The organism is Hymenobacter segetis (assembly GCF_054776495.1).
Genome location: NZ_BAAHBV010000003.1, coordinates 70,096 through 93,547 on the forward strand (window position 1 = coordinate 70,096; position 23,452 = coordinate 93,547).

The window sequence follows — 23,452 nt, forward strand, 5'->3', positions numbered from 1 at the left end:
CCGGTGGGAATTTGCGTAAAATAATGCGCCCTTATCTGGCTTGACCATGGATAACGTGGTAGCTAATCTTCGTCTTATCACTTATTAACCCACCCTCCATTTCCATGAAAAAGAATTTACGCTTCCCCCTCCTGATGGCAGGATTCCTCGGCTTGGCCGGCACGGCTTCGGCCCAAACGGCTGGCTTCGTGAAATGGCCACTTATGACGAACACTGCCGATAATGCCGCCGTACGTTCCGCCAACGTGACGCCGGGCACTCCCGTGCTGCGTCGGTTGGTATTATCCAACAATCAGTTGCCTACCGGCACTGGCAACCAGGCTTTTGCGCCGTACTCAAGCGCTGGTCAGGCCATTGCCCCCGTGGCAGATGGTGGTGGCTGGAGCACCACGGTGAGCACCACCTACCCCAATCCGGGCACCGGGGGTTCGCCCCGTCGGCGCTTCTACCAACAGTTTAGCGTAGGCGCTACGGGTGCTGCGGTGCGGTTTGACTCGGTGGTTTTCAATGCCAACGTCTTTAACTCGGCCGCTGGCAAAGTAGCCGTGGCTTGGTCGCTGACCAATTTCGTATCGGATTCGGCCAGCGTGACGGGCGGCAAAGGCCCGGCCATCAACAACTCGACCAACACCCGCGCCGGTGGGCCACTGCTTGCCACCGAGAACGGGTCGTTTGGCGTAGGCACTTCGGGCAACCCCGGCGAAATTGCCAACAACTCGGCCATTCTGCCCTCCACTTCGGGCACCACCACCAGCGTGCCGGACCTGTACACGTTTGCCTTGGCTGCTGCCACCGGCGTAACAGTGCCCGCCGGCCAAACGCTGACGGTGCGCATTTACCCAGCCGTAGGCTCTTCGAGCGGCGGCCGCTATTTCCTGATGCGCAACGTGACGCTGAAAAGCCGTCAGGCTGCACTGGCAACCCGTGCGGGCCTGGCTACCACCAACCTGGCCGCCTACCCCAACCCCGTGCAGAACCGTCTGAGCGTGCCCCACACCGCCGCCAGCCGCGATGCCCGCGTGACGGTATTCAGCACCACCGGGGCCCGCGTGGCCAGCTTCAGCGCCCAGCCCGGCACCACTGAAACGGCCGTGGACCTGAGCAACCTGAGCCGCGGCCTCTACCTGGTAGAGTACGCCGACGGTGGCCTGCGCAGCAGCGCCCGCATCATCAAAGAATAGCACACAACTGCTTCGGTATTGCAAAGCGTCTCCGGGTTGACTGGGGGCGCTTTTGCTTTTTGGGGTAAGCGGCAGCCCCGCAACCGCCGATTACAGGCAACAACCTGTCAATCAGACCATATTAAACATTACTGGCCTTTCCCGGCATCATTACCGGGAACGATTGCACAAGTATTAGTCCGGGCTTCCTTTTTTTACGACCTGATTATTCGATACTTCGCTGTCGTTTTGCTTTTCCACTTCATTTCAACCATTCAATTCCCACCGTACATGACACCACAACTACCCGTTTCCATTCGGGCCAAAGCGCCCAGCCGGCCTGGCTTCTTCCGGCGAGCCACTCCCCGGCTGCTCACCTGCCTTTCGCTCCTGCTGCCCGGGCTGGCTTGGGCGCAGGTGCAAACCCCCACGACCATTACGCCTATTAGCCTGGGCACCACGGCCTACACGCAGGACTTGAACACGCTGGCCAATACGGGCACCAGTTCGGTGCTGCCGGCGGGCTTCGGCTTTGCCGAAATCAACGTGGGCACCGGCACCACGGCCAACAGCACGTACACCGCCATCACCATCACCTCTACGGGCTCGGGCAGCTCCGGCACCGGCGATACGTACAGCTACGGGGGCGGCACCACGGCCGCTACTGACCGGGCTTTTGGCAGTGTGCGCAGCGGCAGCCTTGCTTCGCAGTTTGGCTTTGCATTCACCAACACCACGGGCGCTACCATCACCAGCCTGGCAGTGAGCTATACCGGCGAAACCTACCGCCTGGGGGGCGCAAACCCCGCCCGGGGCGCTGCCGACCGCCTGGATTTTCAGTACAGTACCGACGCTACCTCCCTCTCCACCGGCACCTACACGGATGTGAACGCCCTGGACTACGTGGGCCCGGTAAACAACGTGACCACCAGCACGGGCTACGATGGCAACGACCCCGCCAACCGCACCGCCGTGACCGGCTCCATTACGGGGCTGAGCATTCCGGCGGGCGCGACCTTCTACATCCGCTACGTTGATTTCGATGCGGCCGGAGCTGATGATGGCCTGGCCATTGACGATTTCTCAATAACGGCTTCTACCGCCAGCGCGTGCAACGCCGCGTTCAGCTACAGCAATGCCTCGTACTGCGCCAGCGGCACCAACCCCACCCCGACGGTGACGGGCACCACCGGTGGCACCTTTTCTTCGACCACGGGCCTGACCATTGATGCGGCCACCGGCACCATCACGCTCAACAGCACCACGCCCGGCACCTACACCGTAACCTACACGGTGAGCGCCACTTGCAGCAGCACGGCTACCGTTACGGTATCGGGCTCGCAGGCGGCTACTTTCAGCTACGGGGCTACGGCCTATTGCCGCACGGTGACGGCAAGCCAGCCAGTGGTATTAGCCACGGGCAGCAGCGCCGGCACGTTTACTTCGACCACGGGCCTGACCATTGATGCCGCCACCGGTGCCATCACGCCCTCGACTTCCACAGCCGGCACTTATACGGTGACCAATACCGTAGCGGCATCAGGCAGCTGCGCGGCGGCTACGGCTACCACCACGGTAACCATTACGGCGCAGCCGACGGCCAATATTGGCTACGGCGCGAGCAGCTACTGCACCACCACCACGGGCAGCGTGGCCCTGGGCCTGGGCACGGGCAGCACGCGCGGCACCATCACGACGAACCCCACCACGGGCCTCACCATTGATGCCACCGGGGCAATCACGCCTTCGACCTCTACGCCCGGCACCTATTTCATCACCAACACTGTGGCGGCCTCGGGCGGCTGCGCGGCCGTGACCGGCGGCACCACCGTTACCATCACCGCGCCGCAAACGGCCGGCTTCAGCTACCCGGCCTCGGCTTACTGCACTAGCGCTACAGGCGCGGTAGCCGCTACCCTGGCCACGGGCGCAACGGCGGGCACATTCACTTCGACCACGGGCCTGACCTTGAACGCCACGACGGGGGCCATTACGCCCTCCACTTCCACGGCCGGCACCTATACCGTAACCAACACCGTGGCGGCCAGCGGCGGCTGCGCGGCGGCAACCTCCACTGCTACCGTTACCATTAATCCGGGCACTTCGGCGGCGTTTGCTTACAGTGGCTCGACGTTCTGCCTGAGTGGAACCAACCCCACGGCCACGGTGACGGGCACCACGGGCGGCACGTTCTCTTCCACTACGGGCCTCGCCATTAACGCTACTACGGGCACCATCACGCTCAGCGGCAGCACGCCCGGCACTTACACCGTAACCTACAGTGTGGCCGGTGCCTGCGCCAGCAGCAGCTCCGCCACGGTTACGCTGACCAATGCTCCTTCGGCAACTTTCAGCTACCCCACGGCTTCGTATTGCACCTCGGGCACTACCACGCCGGCCCCGACTTTCCCGACGGGCAGCAGCGCCGGCACGTTCACGTCCACCACGGGCCTGACGATTAATGCCACCACCGGGGCTATCACACTGGCTTCCTCCACGCCCGGCACCTACACCGTGACCAACAGCATTGCGGCTGCTAACGGCTGCTCGGCCGCTACCGCTACGGCTACTGTAACCATTACCGCACCGGCCACGGCCAGCTTCAGCTACGGGGCTACCAGCTACTGCACTTCCGCCACGGGCGCGGTGGCAGTAAGCCTCGGCACTGGCAGCACGGCTGGCGCTTTCACCTCGACCACCGGCCTGACGCTGAACGCTACAACGGGCGCGATTACGCCCTCCACTTCCACGGCCGGCACCTATACCGTAACCAACACCGTGGCCGCCAGCGGCGGCTGCGCCGCCGTGACCGGCACCACGACAGTGACCATTACGGCTCCGGCCACGGCCAACATCGGCTACGGCGCGAGCAGCTACTGCACCACCACCACGGGCAGCGTGGCACTAGGCATCGGCACGGGCAGCACCCTGGGCACCATTACGGTGAACCCCACCACGGGCCTCACCATCGCGGCCAATGGCGCGATTACGCCCTCGACCTCCACGCCCGGCACCTACTTCATCACCAACACGGTGGCGGCCAGCGGCGGCTGCGCAGCCGTGACCGGCGGCACCACCGTTACCATCACCGCGCCCCAGACGGCCGGCTTCAGCTACGGCGCTACGCCCACCTTTTGCGTGAGCAGCACCACCAACCCCAGCCCCACGCTGAGCACGGGCGCTACGGCGGGCACCTTTAGCTCGACCACGGGCCTGAGCATTGCCGCCAACGGCACTATCACGCTCTCGACCTCCACGCCCGGCACGTACACTGTGACCAACACGGTAGCAGCCAGCGGCGGCTGCGCGGCCTTGACCAGCACCGCTACCGTAACCATTGCCCCGGTGCCGTCGGCGGCCTTCGCCTACGCCAACACGGCTTACTGCGCCAACGCCACGGCCGCCACGCCTACCGTGACGGGCGCTACGGGCGGCACGTTCTCGTCCACCACGGGCCTGACCATTAACGCCACCACGGGCGCTATCACGCCTTCGACCTCCACGGTTGGCACCTACACGGTGACTTATAGCGTGGCCGGCACCTGCTCAGCCAGCAGCACCCGCTCGGTGACGATAAACGCGGTGCCGGCTACGCCGACCATCACGGTTTCGGGCACGGCGGCTACGGGCATCACGCTCACGTCGAGCGCGGCCACGGGCAACCAGTTTTACCTGAACAACGGGCTGATACCCGGCGCTACGGGCCAGACCTACCTCATCAACTCCGGCACCAAGAACGGTTCCTACACCGTGACGACGACCAACGCCGCCGGCTGCACCTCGGCCTTCTCGGCCGCGACGACGGTAACGGTGACGGCCACCCGCTCGGCCGCCAACGGCCCGGAGCTTAGCCTCTACCCCAACCCCACCACCGGCCTGCTTCAGGTAGCCCTCACGGCTCCTGCCAAGGCGCTGGAGTTGTCGGTGCTCAATGCCCTCGGGCAGCGGGTGCTGGTGCGGAACGTGGCCGCCGGCGACCAGCTCGCGGTGCTCGACCTGACGGCGCTGCCCACGGGCGTGTATGTGCTGCAAGGCCGCACGGCCGATGGCACCACCACGCGCCGCTTCGTGCGGGAGTAGCCTCGTCCGTAACCCATTGAGAAAGGCCCGCCTACCCGGCGGGCCTTTTTTTGTGGCCCAGACCGAAGGCTTCGGGAACGTTGCCGGCAACGATTGCATAAATAAAGCGGCCTGCCCCAGCGCCTATTGGGCCGGGCCGTGGGTAATATTTGATAGAATTCTCACCCAACACCACACCCTATTCCTATGTCCAACTTTTTCTCTACACGCCTCTCCTGGCGCGGCTCGGTGGGCCGCTTCTGGATGCTGCTGGGCTTCATTGTGCTGGCGGCAGCCGGGCGCGCGGCGGCCTACGACGTGACCGTGGCCGCCGACGGCACCGGCAACTTCACCACCGTGCAGGCCGCCATCAACGCGGCCCCCACGGCCCGCACTACGGTCTACACCATCTTCATCAAGAATGGCCGCTACCGCGAAAAAATCAACATTCCGGCCACCAAGCCCTTCCTGCAATTGGTGGGCGAGAGTGTGGCCAACACCATCCTGACCTACGACGACGGCGCCAGCACGCTGGTGGGCGGCGTGGCCCTGGGCACCCAGAATTCGGCCAGCTTTTCGGTGAGCGCGACGGACTTTTCGGCCCTCAATATCACCTTCGAGAATGCCTTCGGCGATGGCTCGCAGGCGGTGGCGGTGCTGGTGAATGCCGACCGCGCCGTGTTCAAGAACTGCCGCTTCTTGGGCAACCAGGACACGCTGTACGTGAAGGGCTCGGGCACGCCGCAGCACTACTTCCGCGACTGCTACATCGATGGCAACGTGGACTTTATCTTCGGCAGCTCGGTGGACATTTTCGATAACTGCGTGATTTATGCCAAGTCGCGCGCCACCAACGGCGCGTCGTACATCACGGCGGCTAACACGCCCCCCGGCCAGGCTTTCGGCTTCATCTTTCACAACGCCAAAATCCCCTCCAACACCGGGGCCACGCTCTATTACCTGGGCCGGCCCTGGCAGAACTCGACCGGCAGCGTGCCCCTGACGCAGAACAAGGTGGTGTTCATTAAGCCGGTGATGGGCTCCAACCAGATTCAGCCGGCCGGCTGGACTATCTGGGATGCCGGCACCGACACCAACATCATCACCTACGGCGAATTCCGCCCCCGCTACTTTGCCGGGCGCAACGTGAACACCAGCCAGCGCGTGAGCTGGTCGCGTCAGCTGGCCGTGGCCGATACCGCCCAGTACCAGGCCAGCAGCGTGTTCAGCGCCTGGAACTACTGCGGCGTGGCCGCCAACATCTGCACCACGGTGGCTCCGGATATTGCGGTGTCGAACTTCCGCGCCACCAAGGGCGCTACCCAAACCACGCTGGACTGGAACATCAGCTGGGCCATGACCGGCATTAAGTACGACCTGCTGCGCTCGTCGGACAACGTGACGTTTAACCAGATTAACACCGTGACGGCGGCCAACGACTCGACCTACAACTTCCAGATGACCGATGCGCTGCCCACCGCCGGCAACGTGTACTACTACAAGCTGGTGGCCTCCAAGGCCGGCAAGACCACGCACACTACGGCCACGGCCATCGTCTCCAGCGTGGCCACCATCGTGACCAACGCTACGGCCCTGGGGCCGTTTGCCCAGTACCAGACCGGCACCTCGGCGGTGCAGACGTACTCGCTCTCGGCCACCAACCTCACGGCCAACCTGACGGTGACGCCCCCGGCCGGCTACGAGATTTCGCCCAACAGCGGCACCACCTGGTACGGCAGCACCACGCCGCTCGTGCTCACGCCCACGGCCAATACCGTGGCCGCTACCACCATCAGCGTGCGCCTGAACGCGGCCACGGCCGGCACCTACGCCGGCAACATCACCCACACCAGCACGGCCGCCACCCCGGTGAACGTGGCCGTGACCGGCACCAAAGTGAACACGCCCGCCCCCATCTCGGACCCGCTGAAGTGGTGGTCGTTGAAAGTAAGCGACCAGGACAGCGCGGCCATTCGCTCGGCGGCCACGTCGGCCAGCGTGCCGTTGTTCAAGCGCCTGGTGCTGTCCAACGGCACGACGGTGACGGCCTACCCGGCCCGCTCCACGCGCTACGGCCAAGCCTTCGCCGCCACGGCCGATGGCCTGTGGAGCGCCACGGCCGGCGGCCCTGGCAATGCCGTCGACCGCAAGTTTTACGAGCAGTTCACCATCACGGCCGGGGCCAACCGCGCCGTGCGGATTGACTCGGTGCTGCTGTGGTCGGCCTTCTACAACACCACCGGCAAGCTGGCCGTGGTGTATTCGAAGAGCAACTTCACCACCGACTCGACCGACGTAACCGGCGGACGCGGCCCCGCTGGCGTGCTACTGACCACGGCCAATGGCGCTTTCGGCTCGCCCATCGCGCTGGCTAACCAGAACACCGGCACTAACCAGACCTACCGCTTCGCCCTGAACAACGCCCTGGGCACCACCCTGGCCGCCGGCCAAACGCTGACCATCCGCGTGTATTTCGGCTGCGCCAGCTCAAGCTCGGGCCGCTACGCCCTGCTGAAAGACGTGGTGCTGAAAGGCCAGGCCAGCGTGGTTACCGCCACCCAGTCGGCCAAAAACGGCATGAGCCTGAATGTGTACCCCAACCCCGCCGCCGCCACCGCCACGGTGGCCCTGACGGGCTTCCAGCACGCGGCCACGCTCACCGTCCTCAACGCCCTGGGCCAGGTGGTGCACCGCCAGGCAGTGGCCACTCCCGCCACCCCGGCCGCCCTCGACCTGGCCAAGCTGGCCCCCGGCGTGTACCTGCTCCGCGTGAGCAACGCCGACGCCACCCTGACCCAGCGCCTGGTGCGCGAGTAGCGCGCCCCGCGGTTATTCAAACAAAAAGCCCTGCCGGAAACTCCGGCAGGGCTTTTTGTTTGAATTGAAGATTACAAGCCTGAGCAAATGCTTCCGCAACTCAGCGGAGGGCACCCCGCGCCCGCAGGGGGTCTTCCGGAATGTTCCGGTGCCATGGTTGCGGGCGTCGGGGGCACCCCGGAATGTTCCGGGGTGCCCCGGCGGCAGCTTACTTACCTTTCACCGTGAGCGTGCCGCTGCCCGTGGCGGGCACGCCATTCAGGCTCAGGCCCTCGGCGGCGGCCTGGAAGGTGCCGCTGCCGTCGGCGGTGAAGAAGTGCAGGTCGGCCTCTCCCTTGGCGTTGGTGCGCACGAGGGGGTTCCAGTAGAGGGTGCTGGTGCGCGGGTCGGCGGGCGGGTTGGTGAGCAGGGCGTTGTAGCGGGGCTGGTAGAACTCGCGCGCCTCGGCGAAGCCCGCCATCTTCACGATGGCGATGCCCGGCGCGGGCGCTTTGTCATTGCCTTTGTAGTTGGGGTCGCCGCGCTTGGTATAGATGGCAATGGCCCCGCCGCTACCTCCAAAAATGGCAGCTTCGGCCCCTTTGAAGACCTCCACCGATTCGACGTTGGTAGCCGGCATGGTGGAAATTAAGTCAAGGTCGACCTTCATCCCATCCAAAATGAAGAGCGGCGTGCCCGAACCCCGAATCTGGACCGACATATCCGGCGGGTTGCCGGTAATGGTGAGGCCGGCCACGCGGCCTTGCAGGAGCTGCAGCACGCTCAGGCCCGACTGCGCCGACGGAATGTCGGTGAAGTCGACCACCGTGCCACCCGTGGCCCCGTAGAGGCGGCGCGGGTCGTCGGCGGGCACTTTCACGCGCTTGGCCGTCACGGCCACGTTGCTCAGGTTGATGTTGCGAATGGCTTTCTCCGGATGCAGGTCCAGGTCGGCGGCCTGGGCCTGGCGGCTGCGGCGCACGAAGGCAGCCACGCCCGCCGGAGCGGCGGCCAGCGAGGGCAGCTGCGGTAGCGTCTGGGCGGGCACGTCCGGGCCGGCATCGGGCCGGATGATGACGTTGGTGCCGCCCTGCGACCGCCGCGCCTGGAGCGTGATGAGGGCCGTGTCGACCACTGGAAAACCGACGAAGCTGAACCGGCCCGTGGCATCGGTGGTGGCGGTGGTCACGTTTTTGGCCGGCCGCGTTTGCAGGAAGGTGAGCTGGCTGTTGGGCACGGGGCGGTTGCCGTGCTCGCTCAGCACCTGGCCCACCAGCGTGATGTCGTGCTCGGGCCCGAAGCGCACCACCGGCGGCTGGCCGGCCAGCACCTGCTTCCACACAAAGCGCCGCCAGCCCTGGGTCAGCAGCAGGTCATCCAGCGCCAGGGCGGTGCCGGCGGTGGGGCTGCGGAAGTAGTAGCCCGGGTTCTCCACGTAGCCCGCCAGGTCGGAGGTCAGCAGCAGGTTCGAGGCAATGGTTTCGGCGTTGGGGTCGAGGGCGCTGAGGCCGGCATCGCTCACGCCGAGCGAGAAGTTGGCGGCCACCGGCTGGCCGGCGGCATCGGTCACGCGCACGGCCAGCTGCACCGGCGCGTGCGGGCCGTAGCTGGGCTGGTCCGGGGTGATGCTGATGCGCAGCCCGGCCATCCCGTTCTGGGCAAAAGCCAGCCGCTCGCACTGCGGCGTGCCCTGCGCGTCAAACAACGTGAAATGCACGATGCCGTTGGGGTAGTTCTTCTTGGGCATGCGCCAAGCAGCGGGCGCATCGCCGGTGAAGGTGCGGGGGCCAGGGTAGGCCACCACGCCGCGCACCTGCGTCATGAGTTGCACGGGGCCGGGCGCGGGCGCGCCACCCGTGCCCCGGTAGCGGGCTTCTACCAGGAAGTTTTCGCCGCCGTCCACCACGTGCAGGGTGTAGCCGCTGGGCTGCACGGCGGGCAGCGGGTAGTCGGCGGTGCTGCCGTCGGGCAGGGTGAGGTGGGCATGGTAGCGCTGGCCGGTGCCGGGCACGAAGGCAAAGCGCCCCATGCCCGCGTGCCGGCTGCTGAAGGCCGATACCACCACGGCATTTTTCTCATTTAGAATCTGGCCGCGCACGTCGAGGCCCCGGCCGCTGGCGTCCACGGCTTTGCAGGCCACCACGGCGGGCAGGCCCTCCACGAGGTAGCCGCCTTCGGGCATAAACTGCACGTCGGGGCGGGCGGCGGCGGCGGCGCGGGCGCGGGCAAAGGCCGAAGTGGGCGCGGCCGCCGTGCGCGGCTCCTGCGGGCCAATGGGCGAGGCCGGCCACACGCTCAGCCGACGGCTGTACACGAACTCGTCGCCGGCGTTGCGCATCCAGTTGGTGTAGGCGCGCAGCACGTAGGTGCCGACGGCCAGGGTATCGGAAATGACGAGGTCGCCGCTAGCGCGGCCGCCCTGCAGGCGCAGGGTGCGGCGGGCCACCACCTGGCGCTCGGGCGAGAGCAGGTCGACGTGCAGCACCTGGTTGAGCGAGTCGAGCCGGTGCGCCGAGGCATCCACCACGTAGGCGCTGAACCAGATGGTTTCGCCGGTGCCGTATACCGGCCGGTCGAGGTGCAGGTACACTTTTTCCTGGCGGGCGGCGGTGTAGAACTCGGCCAGCTGCCGGGCAATGCGCGGCAGCAGCCCGTCCTCGGGCGGCCGCAGCCGAAACGCGGTGAGGCCAATGGCTACGGCCAGCCCGGCGGCCAGCATTCCTTTTTGCACACGCACTACTTTCATGGTTGAATTCAGTCGAAAAACTGCCGGCCCCTACGCACGGGCCGGCCGCTAGATTACCGCACAAAGATGGCGACGGCATGAAGCGCAGCCTACTTTCCGGCCCGGTTTCGGGCCGGGCCACCGGTATCAGGAGCCCTACTGCCGGGGTTTTAGCTGCACCTTGGCCAGAAAATCGGTACTCTTGTTATAGATTTGGGCTGCTGAAGATTTCCTGAGCGCCCACCCGGCGGCGGCTACTGCGCCTAGTCGTTGGCAGCCGAGGCGGGGGCGGGCGGGCTGGCAAGCCGTGGGTTTGCCCAATCAGGGAACCATTCGGCCCGATAATCCGGTAGTTAGCCCAGGGCCAGTGGCCCCGGCAGCGACAGCCGACATTTGTACTTCCTTACTCTAAACGCGCTTGGACCCCGTCACCATCAAGGATATCGCGCACGCTCTGAACCTGTCGACTTCGACCGTGTCCCGGGCCTTGCGCGACAGCTACGAAATCAGCCCCGAAACCAAGCGGCTGGTGATGGAATATGCCGAGCGCCTCAACTACCGGCCCAACCCCATTGCCCTCAGCCTGAAGGGCAGCAGCAGCAAGGCCATCGCCGTCATCGTGCCCCAGATTGCGAATAACTTCTTTTCGCAGGCCATCAACGGCATCGAGGCCATTGCCTACAACCGGGGCTACCACGTCATCATCTTCCAAACCCACGAGAGCTACGAGCGTGAGGTAGCCAATGTGCAGCAAGCCGTGTCGCGCCGCGTCGATGGGCTGCTCCTCTCGCTGTCCAGCGAAACTTCGGACGTGAAGCACCTCAAGGCGCTGGTCGACCAGGGCATGCCGCTGGTGCTGTTCGACCGCGTGGCGGCCGGCCTCGATGTGACCCAGGTGGTGGCCGACAACTTCGGCGGGGCCTACGCCGCTACCTCGCACCTGCTGCAAACCGGCCGGCGGCGCATTGCCCACCTCACCATTCCGCTCTACCTCAGCATTGCGCAGGAGCGGCTGGCCGGCTACCGCGCGGCGCTGGAGCAGTACGGCGTGCCTTTCGATGAAAACCTGGTGCGCTACGGCACCTTCGGCCCCGACGAGGCCGGCACCCTGGTAGACGAGCTGCTGGCCCTGTCGTCGCCGCCCGATGCCTTTTTCACGGCCAGCGACCGGCTGGCCCTGGGCTGCCTGGGCGCCCTGCGCCAGCGCGGCATCGACGTGCCCGGCGAAGTAGCCCTGCTCAGCTTCACCAATTCGCAATCGGCCCACCTGCTGAACCCGCCGCTGAGCACCGTGACCCAGCCGGCCCAGGAAATCGGCCAGCTCGCCGCCGAGCGCCTCATCGAGCTCATTGAGCGCAAGCACAAAAGCACCGGCCCCAGCGTGATGAAACTGCCCACCACGCTGGTGGTGCGCGAGTCATCGAGCCCGGTGCCGAAGCTGGTGAAGTAAAAATCATAACCCATAAAAAAAGGCCCACCGAATAATCGGCGGGCCTTTTTTTATGGGTTATGAGAACTGATTACGGCTTTATTTCGAGCCGATGGCCGGCAGCATCACCTTCAACTCAGCCGAATACAGGCGGCCGATGAAGGGCGAGGCCACGAACTCGCGCATCTTGGTATCGAACAGGTTCACGACCTGGGCCGAGGCGGTGAGGTAGGAGTTCACCCGGTAGCCGGCGCTCAGGTCCACGGTGGTGAAGCCGCCGAGGGGGCCGTAGTTCCAGGTGCGGCCGTAGCGGGCGTTTTCCTTCACGCCGAGCGTGGGGTTGGCGGCGGCGGCCACGTTGATACCGGAGTAGAAATCGTAGGCCTGCACGTAGCGGGTGAAGATGGAGCCGAAGAACTTCTTGCCGCTATAGTTCAGGGCCAGGCTGCCTTTGTGGGCGGGCGTGTTGATGGGCAGGTCGATTTCGTCCTGCACTTTGCCGTCTTTGTTGCCGTCGTTCTTCAGGTCGTCGTGGTCGAGCTTGAAGCCGAAGTACGAGTAGTTGAGTGCCAGGCTCAGCGACGACGAGAGGTAGTAGCTGAAGCCAAAATCAGCCCCGTAGGTATCAACCTGGCCGAAATTGACGTAGGTGAGCACCGTGGCCGCACCGGTTTCCGGCGTGCCGGGCACCACGTCCTTCATGGCCACGTCGCCGCGTTTCACCACTTTGCGGCCCAGCGTGGCAATGTTGATGGCTGGGCTCAGGAAGTTCTGCGAGCGGTTGTAGTAGGCGTTGGCATCGATGAAAAACTTGGGCGTCACCTTGCCCTTGTAGCCGATTTCCACGGTCTTGATGGTTTCCACTTTCAGCTTGTCAATCACGGTGCCATCGCTCAGGGTGAAGCCCTGGCCGTTGCCGAGCAGCAGGCCACCGAAGAGGTAGCCGTCGAGGTTGAGGATGGTGGGGGCGGCGATGCCCTGGCCGTAGGTCAGGCGCAGGTTCTGGTCGTTGAGGGACCACACCACGCCGCCTTTCGGAATGAAGTTGAAGCCGTACTGGTCGTGCTGGTCGGCGCGGGCGGCGGCGATGAGCTTGAAGTGGCTCGGCAACGTCAGCTCGCCCTGAGTGTAGAGGCCGATTTGGTTGATGACGATGTCGCCGTCGCGGTCAAACAGGTACGTGTGCTCGCTGAATGCCATATCGCGCTGGTACTGCGTGCCCACCACAAGGTTAAAAATGCCGAACGTGTTGTTGTACTGCACTTCGCCGTTCACCCGGCGCGAAGCATCCTTGAACACCGCGCCACGCTGCAAGGCCACGCCGGCGGTGGGCGTTTTGCCAAACCACTGCTCGGTAAAGGAGCGGCTGCGGGCCTCGTCTTCGCTGAAACCGGCATCCTTGAAGCTCAGGTAGTTCTGGGTGCGCTGGTTGATGGCGTAAGTGTCAGCAGTCTTGCTCCAGGTGTTGTACACCTGCGCAAACCAGCGCGGCGATACGTAACGGGCGTGCAGATACTGCACGCTCCAGTCCTTAATCTGGTTGCGGCCGGCGTTGGTCTGGGCCAGAAAGCTCGACTGGTTGCCGCCATAGGACAGGATGATGTCGGCCTTGTCGGTGAGGCTGTAGTAGAGCGCCGCCTCGCCGTGCAGGCTCTTGAAGGTGCGGTCCAAATCAATCTCGGGCGCGGCGTGGAACTGGCCGGTTTTGGCCGGGATAGCCGGCGTGGTGGGCGTGGCCGGCACCGCCGGGCTGGAGAAGGCGGTGTTATTGTAGTAAACGGTATCGACGTAGGGAAAATCAACGCCCCGCGTGTACTCGCCCGTCACCTTGAAGGCCAGCTTAGAATTGAGCACCTGCGCGTGCCGGAAACGACCCGAAAACACGCTCTGGTTGCCCAAACCCAGCGCCACCGTGGTGCCAGCCGAGCGGCGCGGGTCCTTGCTGATGGTGTTCACCAGCCCGTTGTGCGCATTCGGGCCATACAGCGCGGCCGACGGCCCGAGTACGACTTCAATGCGCTCAATATCCTCCTTCACTACACTGGTGAGCGGCCCCAGCGGCAGGCCGGTGGCGATGAGCGTGGATAGCCGCGCATCGTTCATTTGCAGGTTCTTGGGATTGAAAGCGCTGTTGAAGCCGCGCACGTTGATGCCCGTGCCCAGCACGCCGGTGCGGATGTAGTCGACGCCCTTCTGGCGGGCCAGTAGCTCGCCTACATTGAAGGACGGCAGCTCGTCAATTTGCTTGGCGGTGATGAGGTCGATGGTGGCCGGAGCTTCGGTGAGCTTTTCGGGGCGGCGCGAGGCCGATACCACGACTTCGCCGGCCATGACGGTGGTTTGGGCCAGGCCGATGGTGCCCAAATCAACGACATCGGAACCGACTTCAACGGTGCGGGCCGGCAGGGCTTCGTAGCCGATGGAGGACAGCACCACTTTGTAGGTGCCCGGCTTGAGGCCGGTGATGGTGAATTCGCCGGCGTTGCCGCTCGACGTGCCCGTGGTGGTGCCGGCGATGAGCACGCTCACGCCCGGCAGGGCTTCTTTGCTGGTGGCATCGGTGACGCGGCCGCGCACGCCGCCGCCCTGGGCCGCAGCCCCCAATGCCTGAACCAGCAGCAGAAAAAGGAGTAAAAATCGAGAGGCCATATGCGTTGGGATTGAAAGAGTTGGTGGGATTTTGAGTCGGAGTGCAGTAGTGGGACGAATCTACCGGCCGCCTTCACCCAATGCCTTCCCACGCCTCAAATAAGCGCGGTGGACTTAACCGCCGTCGGCCGCGCCACCTCCCCGCAAACGATTGTTTCTCAAACCGTTTCCCCCGCCTGCAACAGCATGGACCGAATGCGCCCGCACAAGTGTGGAATGCAGGATTTCACCTCATTCAACTGGTCTTCGAGCAGCCGGCGCTTGTGCGGATTGCCGAAATGCGGCTGGCCGGCGCTGCCAATCAGCGCCACCAGCTGGTCGTCGTCAATCTCATTCTCCACATAGCGGCTGATGTGGTAGTACCACTCCAGCGTGGGCACGTAGTTGGGGCGGGTGCGGTAGTCGGTCTCCTTGGCCAGCAGGTGGTGGCGGTGGCAGGCGCGCAGCAGCTTGTCGTACTTCTCCTGCAGCACCAGCGCCTGGAAGTAGGCCACGAAGAAAATGTGCCAGCGGTGGGCCAGAATCTCCTTGGCATTGTCGCGCAGGAAGCTGTCGGCCAGCTTTTCGCCGTCGGCGGGCTGGCCGTTCAGGTTCAGGCACTTGATGTAGAAGGCCATGAAGCCGATTTTGTTGCGCACGTTGTTGGTGTGCCGCACCGACGGAAACGACTGCTTCATGAGGGCCAGCGCCTCGTGGATTTTGCCCTGCCGCAGCAGAATCGCGCTGTAGTTGTTGAGGTAGTGCAGGTGGTCGGTGTTCTTCTGCTTGATGCTGAGGTAGCCGAACTCCTCGGCCTGCTGCAGCACATCGAACTTGGAGTGCAGCAACACGCTGTTGGCGTAGTAGTTGAATAGGATGCGGCGCGAGTAGAACATTCCCTGCCGCAGCATGCCATCCAGGGCCTCATACACGGCCTTCAGCTTGTCGAATTCCGAGTAGTTGAAGTACAGAAACGTGAGCCGCACCACCGCGAAATAGCGGTTCAGGCCATCCAGCGTATCGTCGTAGAAGGTGGCCAGCAGCCAGGGCTCCCACTGCCGGCTCTCGGTGGCATTGCGGGTGTACTGGCTTGTGATGTCGAGCGTGGCCTGGTGCAGCTGGCCAAACGTGGCCTTGCTCTGCTCGTACGCCGCCCGCTGCTGCTCCACAAACTGGGCCACCAGCTGGTGCTCCTTAAAGCGCATCCGCACCAGCAGAAACTGCTGGTAGCTGAGCGTCAGCTCGTAGAATTTCACGAAGTAGAAGGCCGGCTTGTCATACCGCACAATGGCCTGGAGCAGCGCCTTTTCCTCGGCCGGGCCGATGGAGTCGGTCATGATTTGCTGGTCGAGGGCGTTGAGGTGCACCAGGTGCTTGTCCACGTCGATGCTGGCCAGGCGCTGCTGCACCCACTGCATCAGGTTGGAATACTTGCGCTTGTCGATGCCGGGCCGGAAGGCCACCGGCGTGCGCGGGTGGTGGCAGTTGTAGGCCAGCGTTTCGAGAATCTCGCGGTTGTCGGCATCCTGAAACTGCTGCACCTGCTGCAGCCAGGCCACTTCGTGGGGCAGCACATCGGCGGCAAACTCGGCGAACTTCTCTAGTTTCTTCTTCACAGAATAGCGGCGTGGGTGGGCGGGGCGTCCAATTTACCGGAAATTCTGAGGGGTTGGTGGGTGGCGGGGTGAGGGCATAAAAAAAGCGCGGGGTTAGCGCGCTTTTTTGGGTTGTTTGAAACGGCAGGAAAAATTCACTGACAATCATTCAATGTCTTTTCTCTGTAGATGATGTACTCATATAGATTCACTATATCATCTTCTATTCGGTATAAGTAATAATGGTCTTCGGGCACTGCTGGTGTTACCATCAGCCTTACTTTAATGGCTTTACCCCGCTTGCTATCAAGTGTTTCTCGGAAATTTGTATCGACCACAATAGCAGCAGCAATTACTTCCTGTTTTCTAAACTTATCAGCAATTGCCTTCTCCAATAGAGCTATTGCATCCGCCGATTCAGGGTACTCGCCTCCTGGGTATGCAGCCAATGGCACAATGTCTCCCTGCTGATTGAATACACCTCCAAAAGGCCAGAATTCTTTCGCATCAGCTAAAAAAATCGTCGCATGTTGGACCATTGTGCGGAGTAGTTCAGCAATTTTTTCTTCCACAACGCAAAGCTTCTAATGAAGCACGATGATACGCACCCAAAGCGAATCCCTCTACCGCACAAGCGCCGCCACCAATTTATTAAACTCGGTCGCCTGCTCGTAATGCACGAAATGGCCGGCTTCGGACAGCAGCACTTGCTGGGCATTTGCTCTTCACAGAATAAAGGCGGCAACATCAGGCACTAGGCCAGGAGTCATGATGTTACCCAAGGTCATGGTCCCAGCATGCGGGAAGAAGCCATTGGCATTTCAGCCCCCATTGAAGGACGCTATCCGTGCAACATGCCTGACCAGCCATGTCCGCTCCTGCCTTTCCCCCGCCCATTACCGTGCCTCCGCCTGCTGCTGCGCGCGCTGCGCCGGCAGTAAAAGCGTCTGCACCGGAGTTGGCTTCGCCCACGGCGGAGCCCCAACCGAACCGGCCACGCCGCGCTTGGGTCTGGGTGGTGGTGGGCCTGTTGGTGGCGGCTGGGGTAGGCGGGTATTTTTGGCTGCGCCCGAGCGCCAATCCCTGGCAGTGGTACACCGCGCCGGTGGCCATCGCGCCGCTTGAAAAAACCGTGACTGCCACCGGCACGCTCACAGCCGTGCGCAAGGTGGAGGTGGGCACGCAGGTTTCAGGCGTGATTTCGGCCATTTACGTGGACTTTAATTCGCCCGTGCGCAAAGGCCAAGTAATTGCCGAGCTGGACAAAACCAGCCTGCGCTCGGCGCTGGCTGATGCTACCGCCGCGCTGGCAAAGGCCCAGGTGCAGACCAGCCAGACCCTGCGCGATTTTACCCGGTCCAAGGCGCTGTACAGCAAGAGTTTTATTTCCCGGGTGGAATATGAAACGGCCCGTAATGCCTACCAAACCGCTCTATCGGCCCAGCATTCGGCCCAGACCCAGCAGGACCGGGCGCGCATCAACCTGGGCTATGCTACCATCAAGGCCCCCATTTCCGGCGTGGTGGTCGACCGGCGGGTGGATGTGGGCCAGACGGTGGCCGCCAGCTTCAACACGCCCACGCTATTCACCATTGCCAACGACCTGACCCAGATGCAGGTGGAAGCCGCCGTGGATGAGGCCGACATTGGGCAGGTGAAAACCGCCCAGCCCGCCCGCTTCACGGTTGATGCCTACCCCGGCCGCACGTTTCGGGGCCAGGTGCGGCAGGTGCGCCTGCAACCCACCATCCTGCAAAGCGTGGTGACGTACACGGTAATCATCGGCGTGCCCAATGCCGACCGGGCCCTGCTGCCGGGCATGACGGCCAACCTGACCATTGCCACCGCGCAGTACCCGGCCGCACCTACGGTGCCGACCGGCGCTCTCAGCTTCACACCGCCCACCAACTTTCTAAACTCGGCTACCCGGCCGGCCCCGACTGCCAAAACCCGCTCGGCCAATTGGGGTACCGTGTGGGTGAAGGAGGGAGAAGAGCTGAAGCCGGTGCGCGTACGCGTCGGCGCATCCGATGGCCTGCACACGCAGGTAGCCGGCCCCTTGCGCGCCGGGCAGTGGGTAGCTACCGGGCAAAACCCCGGCAAGCCCAAGCCCAAGTCAGGTAGCCTGGTGCCGGCATTTTCGGGTGGTGGTGGGCCCGGCCGGCGTGGCCCGGGCATGTAAATCAGTCCTCTTCAGCTCAAGTCCATGACGACCACAGCCCCACTCATCCAGCCCGCCTTGCCTACGGAAGAGAAGCCCAACGGGCAGGCTTCCGAACGCGCATCGCGCCCCTTGCTATCGCTGCGCGGCATCACCAAAACCTACCAGACGGGCGACGTAGTGGTGCACGCCCTACGCGGCATCGACCTGGATGTGCCTACCGGCCAGATGTTGGCCATCATGGGGGCCAGCGGCTCGGGCAAAAGCACGCTCATGAACATCATCGGCTGCCTGGATGTGCCCACCAGCGGGCAGTACTGGCTCAATGGGCAGGACGTGGGGCAATTGGACCGCGACGAGCTGGCTGGCCTGCGTAACCACCAGCTCGGCTTTGTTTTCCAGGGGTTTAACCTCCTGCCCGGCACCTCGGCCTATGACAACGTGGAACTGCCCCTGCTCTATGCCGGAGAAATGCCGGCTGATGCCCGCCAGCAGCGGGTGCAGGCAGCCCTGGCCGCCGTGGGGCTGGCGGGCCGGGAGGAGGCGCTGCCCCATCAGCTCTCGGGCGGGCAGCAGCAGCGCGTGGCCATTGCCCGGGCCCTCATCAACGACCCCGTGCTGATTCTGGCCGATGAGCCCACCGGCAATCTCGACACGCGCACCAGCGTGGAGGTAATGGCCATTCTGCAGCGTCTCAACACCGAACGCGGCATTACGGTGGTACTCGTGACCCACGAAAAAGACATCGCCGTCTTTGCCGACCGCATGATAGTATTCCGCGACGGCCGGATTGTGACCGATGCGCCGGTACCCGCCAGGCAAACTGCTGCCGAGGTGCTGACCCGGCTGCCCGCGGTTGAATCCTGACCCCTCAGCCCCGTTGCCATGCGCCTGTTCGACCTCTTGAAAATCACCGCCCGTTCGCTGCGCAAAAACAAGCTGCGCTCGTTTCTCACCACGTTGGGCGTCATCATTGGCGTGGGCGCGGTCATTGCCATGCTGGCCATCGGCAACGGCACCCGCCAGAGCATTCAGCAGCAGATTGCCAGCCTGGGCACCAACGTGATAACCGTCACGCCCGATGCCGGCGCGCAGGGTGGGGTGCGGCAGGAAGCCGGCACCACGGCCACCCTCACGCAGGCCGATGCCGACGCCCTGGCAGCCAATGTCGGCCCCGCCGTGCGCTACGTTTCGCCGGCGGTGCGGGCCACGGTGCAGGCGCTGGGCAGCGGCCGCAACTGGCGCACCAGCGTCTTTGGCGCTTACCCGAATTACTTCGACATTCGGGCCCTGGCCTTGCAGGCCGGCACCCGCTTCACCGCCCGCGACGAGCGGGTGGCCGCCAAAGTATGCGTGGTGGGGACCACCGTAGCGCAGTCGCTGTTCGGTACCACCGACGTGGTGGGCCAGCACCTGCGCCTGGGCCCCGTTCCCTTCCTGGTTATCGGCGTGCTGGCCGAGCGCGGCCAAAGCAGCACCGGCCAGGACCAGGACGACCTGATTCTGGCTCCGTTTTCGACGGTGCAGAAGCGCATCCTGGCCGGCACCACCATCCGCCAGATTTTCCTCTCGGCCCGGAGCGAGGAGCTTATCCCGGCCGCCACGGCCAGCATCGGCGAGCTATTGCGGCAGCGCCACCGCCTGGCTCCCGGTATCGCCGACGATTTTACGGTACGCACCCAGGCCGATATCAGTGCCACGGCCAATACCACCAGCCGCTCCCTCACGGCGCTGCTGGCCAGCGTGGCCGGCATTGCGCTGCTGGTGGGCGGCATCGGCATCATGAACATCATGCTCGTATCGGTGACGGAACGGACGCGCGAAATCGGTATTCGGCTGGCCATCGGGGCCACCAGCGGCGACGTGCTACGGCAGTTTCTATTCGAAGCCGTGGTGCTGAGTTTGGTCGGGGGGCTGCTGGGGGTAGGTTTCGGGATAGTGCTGGCCCAAGTGGCTGGCCGCGTGCTGAACCTGGCCATTACCATTTCGGCGGCTTCGGCGGCGCTGGCTTTTGTGTTCAGCTCGGCGGTGGGCGTGTTCTTTGGCTGGTATCCGGCCCGCAAGGCCGCGCGCCTCAATCCGATTGATGCGCTGCATTATGAGTAGATGCCTGGCGTCGAGTCTCAGGTATCGATTTGCAAGGAATAATACTTGGATGATTGCTGAATAACTAGGTATTGGCAGGTTTTGCTGATGGCGCGAGTTTAGCGTAGCGTAACTCGCGCCAGCAAGGGGGCACCTCAACTAGCCTTACCTCAGTAGTAACCCAATCGTTTGTCATGCAGCGCGGCGTTCTGCATGATGTTTATTATTTTACAAACGCCGCCACCAGCTTATTAAACTCCGCCGCCTGCTCGTAATGCGCGAAATGCCCAGCCTCGGGCAGCAGCACTTGTTGCGCGTGTGGCAGTTTCGCAACCCCAGCGGCCGCCACCTGGGACGTGGTAAGCTGCGGGTGTAGCGCCCGGTTGGGAATCAGAAAATCCTCGGCCCCGAACACCACCAGCGTGGGCTGTTGCACCTGCGGCAGGCGCTCGAAAATGGGCCCGTCGAGCATGCCGGCCATGCTGTTGACCACGGTGAGGGCGTAGAGGCCGAAGTCGTCGCACTGCATCATGCGCAGGCGCTCGGTTATCCAGAGGTCCACGGCCGGGGGCATATGGTAGAAGTTGTACTTGTGGTTGGTGCGCACCTGGGCCTCGGGCGTGTGCTGAATGGACGCCACCGTGTAGAAGGCGCGCAGCTGCTCCCGCTCGGGCGCGGTGAAGGTTTCGAAGCCGGCCGGCGAGGTGAGGACCAGTTTTTGGGTATCGGCGGGGTACTTCAGGGCCAGCGTCACTGCTATTTGGCCGCCCATACTGTGGCCCACCAGCGTCACGTTTTTGAGGTGCAGGCGCTGGATAAACAGGTGGATGACCTCGGCGTAAAAATCCATGGTGCCGGGGTAGTGGCCCTTCGAGGATTTGCCGTAGCCCGGCAGGTCGAGGGCCAGGCAGCGGCTGCTGCGGCTCAGCTCCGGCAGGGTGCGCTCCCAGGCCCGCACGTAGCTGCTGAGGCCGTGGATGAAAATGAGGGTGGTGCTGCCCTTGCCGGCATCCACGTAGGCAATGTCCAGCGAATCGGCCAGCGCCACGCGGTGCTCGGGGAAGCCGTAGGGGCCGATAACCTGGCGGATGGGCTCGGTTTGCGTTGGGAGAGACATCGCCGGTAAGCTTGCGGTGAGAAGGAGAATGAATAGAACGACTGTAGAAACGCGCCCCTTGACTAACGCCGACCTTCGGTTCGCGTCTCGGCGTTGAACGACTGGCGTTGAACGATTACCTAGCGGCGCTGACGCTGAGACGCGAAGGTTCGCGTCCCTACATCGTTTTAAAAAATCGTTCATACCGCAGCCTGAAGGGCTTTTTTATTGATTTTCCCGGTGTCGTTCTTCGGCAGCTCCGCTACCAGCTCCAGGTACTTCGGCACCTTGAAGCGGGCCAGGTTGCCGGCGCAGTAGGCTTGCAGCGCTTCGCAGGAAATATCCAGCCCTTTGGTCACGACGAACGCCTTGCCGACTTCGCCCCACCGCTCATCGGGCACGCCGATTACGGCCACTTCCGACACGCCGGGGAAGGTGAGCAGGAACCGCTCAATCTCGGCCGGGTACACGTTTTCGCCGCCCGAGATGTACATATTTTTGATGCGGTCCATCACGAAGAAGTAGCCGTCCTCGTCGCGCCGCAGAAGGTCGCCGGAGCGGAACCAGCCGTCGGGCAGGGCCTTGGCGGTGGCTTCGGGGTCGCGCCAGTAGCCGGGCGTGGTCATGGGGCCGCGCAGGCAGAGCTCGCCCACTTCGTTGGGGCCTACTTCGTGGCCCTGCTCGTCAATGAGACGGGTTTCGACGTAGAAATTGGCCCGCCCGATGGAGCCGATTTTGCGCACGGCATCGTCCTGGTGCAGCGAAAACAGGTTGGGGCCGACTTCGGTGAGGCCGAAACCCTGGCGGATTTTGATGCCCTTGCGGTCCCAGGCCCGGATGACTTCCAGCGGCAGTGCCTCGCCTCCCACGATGAAGTAGCGCAGGCTGCCGAGGTCGGAAGTGGCGAAGGCGGGGCTTTCCATCATCATCTTGAGCATGGTGGGCACGCCCATGAAAATGTCGGCCCGCTCCTGGTCGAGTAGGGCCAGCAGGCGCTCGGGCTGGAATTTCTTGAGCAGCCCCACCGTGGCCCCGCGGTGCAGAAACGGCGTGAGCAGCACATTCCAGCCGCCGGTGTGGAAGGGCGGCATGCAGTTAATGGTCACGTCGCCGGGCGTGATTTCGAGGCTCAGGCTGGTGTTGAGGCTGTTCCAGAGCAGCATGCGGTGCGTGTAGAGCGCGCCCTTGGGGAAACCCGTGGTGCCCGAGGTGTAGAGGATGAAAACGGGGTCGTCCTCGTCGGGTTCGGGGCCGGCCCAGGCGGGCTGTGACGTGACCAGACCGCGCTGGCAGAGGCCGGCCAGATTTTGTAAGGGCCACACCTGCGGCACGGCGGCCAAGCCCGGCAGCGCGAGGGCTTTGTCCTGAAATTGCTCTTCGTAGATGAGCAGCGCGGGCTCGCAGTTGCGCACCAGGTAGTCGATTTCGCCGCCGGCCAGCCGGTAGTTGATGGGCACGAGGATGAGGCCGGTTTTCTGGGCGGCCACGAACAGGGCCACGTATTCAAGGCAGTGCTCGGAGAGGACCATGATGCGGTCACCCTTTTGCAAGTGGTGCGTGTGCGTGAGCTCGGCGGCGAGATGATTGGCGGCCTGATTGAGTTCGGCGTAGGTGTAGGCGCGGTCGGTGTCCAGTTCCTTCAGCGCCGTTTGGTGCGGGGAGTAGAGGGCCCACTTGGCGACCCAATCTTTGGTGTACATGATGCGGTGGGAATTTTG

At 63.8% G+C, this 23,452-nt stretch carries 13 protein-coding genes; 7 read left to right on the forward strand and 6 right to left on the reverse strand.

Annotated elements, in window-relative coordinates:
* The first annotated feature begins 104 nt into the window (after positions 1–104).
* The 3 genes from ACYU70_RS17295 (at position 105) to ACYU70_RS17305 (ending at position 8,036) form a co-directional block, all read left to right on the forward strand.
* Positions 105–1,181 carry a T9SS type A sorting domain-containing protein gene (locus ACYU70_RS17295; protein WP_342297764.1) on the forward strand — a complete coding sequence of 359 codons (1,077 nt, stop codon included), beginning with the start codon at positions 105–107 and terminating at the stop codon, positions 1,179–1,181.
* Positions 1,182–1,451: 270 nt separating this feature from the next.
* The gene (locus tag ACYU70_RS17300) at positions 1,452–5,240 is read left to right on the forward strand and encodes a beta strand repeat-containing protein (RefSeq protein WP_342297762.1); all 3,789 of its coding nucleotides are present in this window, start codon (positions 1,452–1,454) and stop codon (positions 5,238–5,240) included.
* 186 nt (positions 5,241–5,426) lie between these two features.
* Positions 5,427–8,036 (forward strand): pectinesterase family protein, encoded by a 2,610-nt coding sequence (locus tag ACYU70_RS17305; protein ID WP_342297760.1) that lies wholly within the window; start codon positions 5,427–5,429, stop codon positions 8,034–8,036.
* Positions 8,037–8,244: 208 nt separating this feature from the next.
* On the opposite strand, the gene ACYU70_RS17310 is transcribed toward ACYU70_RS17305, so the two are convergent.
* A complete protein-coding gene (locus tag ACYU70_RS17310; RefSeq protein WP_342297758.1) occupies positions 8,245–10,761 on the reverse strand; it encodes a TonB-dependent receptor in 2,517 nt (838 codons plus the stop codon).
* Positions 10,762–11,158: 397 nt separating this feature from the next.
* Between ACYU70_RS17310 and ACYU70_RS17315 the strand changes: the two genes are divergently transcribed.
* Positions 11,159–12,190, forward strand: coding sequence for a LacI family DNA-binding transcriptional regulator (locus tag ACYU70_RS17315; protein ID WP_342297756.1), 1,032 nt, complete (start codon positions 11,159–11,161; stop codon positions 12,188–12,190).
* 78 nt (positions 12,191–12,268) lie between these two features.
* Here ACYU70_RS17315 and ACYU70_RS17320 read toward each other — a convergent pair whose 3' ends face one another.
* The 3 genes from ACYU70_RS17320 to ACYU70_RS17330 all read right to left on the reverse strand — a co-directional run bounded on the left by ACYU70_RS17320 (position 12,269) and on the right by ACYU70_RS17330 (position 16,964).
* On the reverse strand, positions 12,269–14,818 hold the full coding sequence (locus tag ACYU70_RS17320; protein WP_342297754.1) for a TonB-dependent receptor: 2,550 nt from the start codon (positions 14,816–14,818) through the stop codon (positions 12,269–12,271).
* Positions 14,819–14,976: 158 nt separating this feature from the next.
* Positions 14,977–16,413 (reverse strand): hypothetical protein, encoded by a 1,437-nt coding sequence (locus ACYU70_RS17325; protein ID WP_342297753.1) that lies wholly within the window; start codon positions 16,411–16,413, stop codon positions 14,977–14,979.
* Positions 16,414–16,547: 134 nt separating this feature from the next.
* Complete coding sequence (locus ACYU70_RS17330) at positions 16,548–16,964, reverse strand: hypothetical protein (RefSeq protein WP_342297751.1); 417 nt, start codon at positions 16,962–16,964, stop codon at positions 16,548–16,550.
* A gap of 329 nt (positions 16,965–17,293) precedes the next feature.
* Here ACYU70_RS17330 and ACYU70_RS17335 point away from each other — a divergent pair, with 329 nt between their 5' ends.
* The 3 genes from ACYU70_RS17335 to ACYU70_RS17345 are packed head-to-tail and all read left to right on the forward strand — an operon-like array spanning position 17,294 to position 20,659.
* Positions 17,294–18,574 carry an efflux RND transporter periplasmic adaptor subunit gene (locus tag ACYU70_RS17335; RefSeq protein WP_342297749.1) on the forward strand — a complete coding sequence of 427 codons (1,281 nt, stop codon included), beginning with the start codon at positions 17,294–17,296 and terminating at the stop codon, positions 18,572–18,574.
* A gap of 24 nt (positions 18,575–18,598) precedes the next feature.
* Positions 18,599–19,420 carry an ABC transporter ATP-binding protein gene (locus tag ACYU70_RS17340; protein WP_342297747.1) on the forward strand — a complete coding sequence of 274 codons (822 nt, stop codon included), beginning with the start codon at positions 18,599–18,601 and terminating at the stop codon, positions 19,418–19,420.
* A gap of 18 nt (positions 19,421–19,438) precedes the next feature.
* Positions 19,439–20,659 carry an ABC transporter permease gene (locus tag ACYU70_RS17345; protein ID WP_342297746.1) on the forward strand — a complete coding sequence of 407 codons (1,221 nt, stop codon included), beginning with the start codon at positions 19,439–19,441 and terminating at the stop codon, positions 20,657–20,659.
* 202 nt (positions 20,660–20,861) lie between these two features.
* Here the strand turns inward: ACYU70_RS17345 and ACYU70_RS17350 are convergent, their stop codons facing one another.
* Both ACYU70_RS17350 and ACYU70_RS17355 read right to left on the reverse strand, forming a co-directional pair.
* A complete protein-coding gene (locus tag ACYU70_RS17350; RefSeq protein ID WP_342297744.1) occupies positions 20,862–21,755 on the reverse strand; it encodes an alpha/beta fold hydrolase in 894 nt (297 codons plus the stop codon).
* Positions 21,756–21,934: 179 nt separating this feature from the next.
* Positions 21,935–23,434, reverse strand: a complete 1,500-nt coding sequence (locus ACYU70_RS17355) for an acyl-CoA synthetase (protein WP_342297743.1) — start codon at positions 23,432–23,434, stop codon at positions 21,935–21,937.
* Positions 23,435–23,452 lie beyond the last annotated feature (18 nt).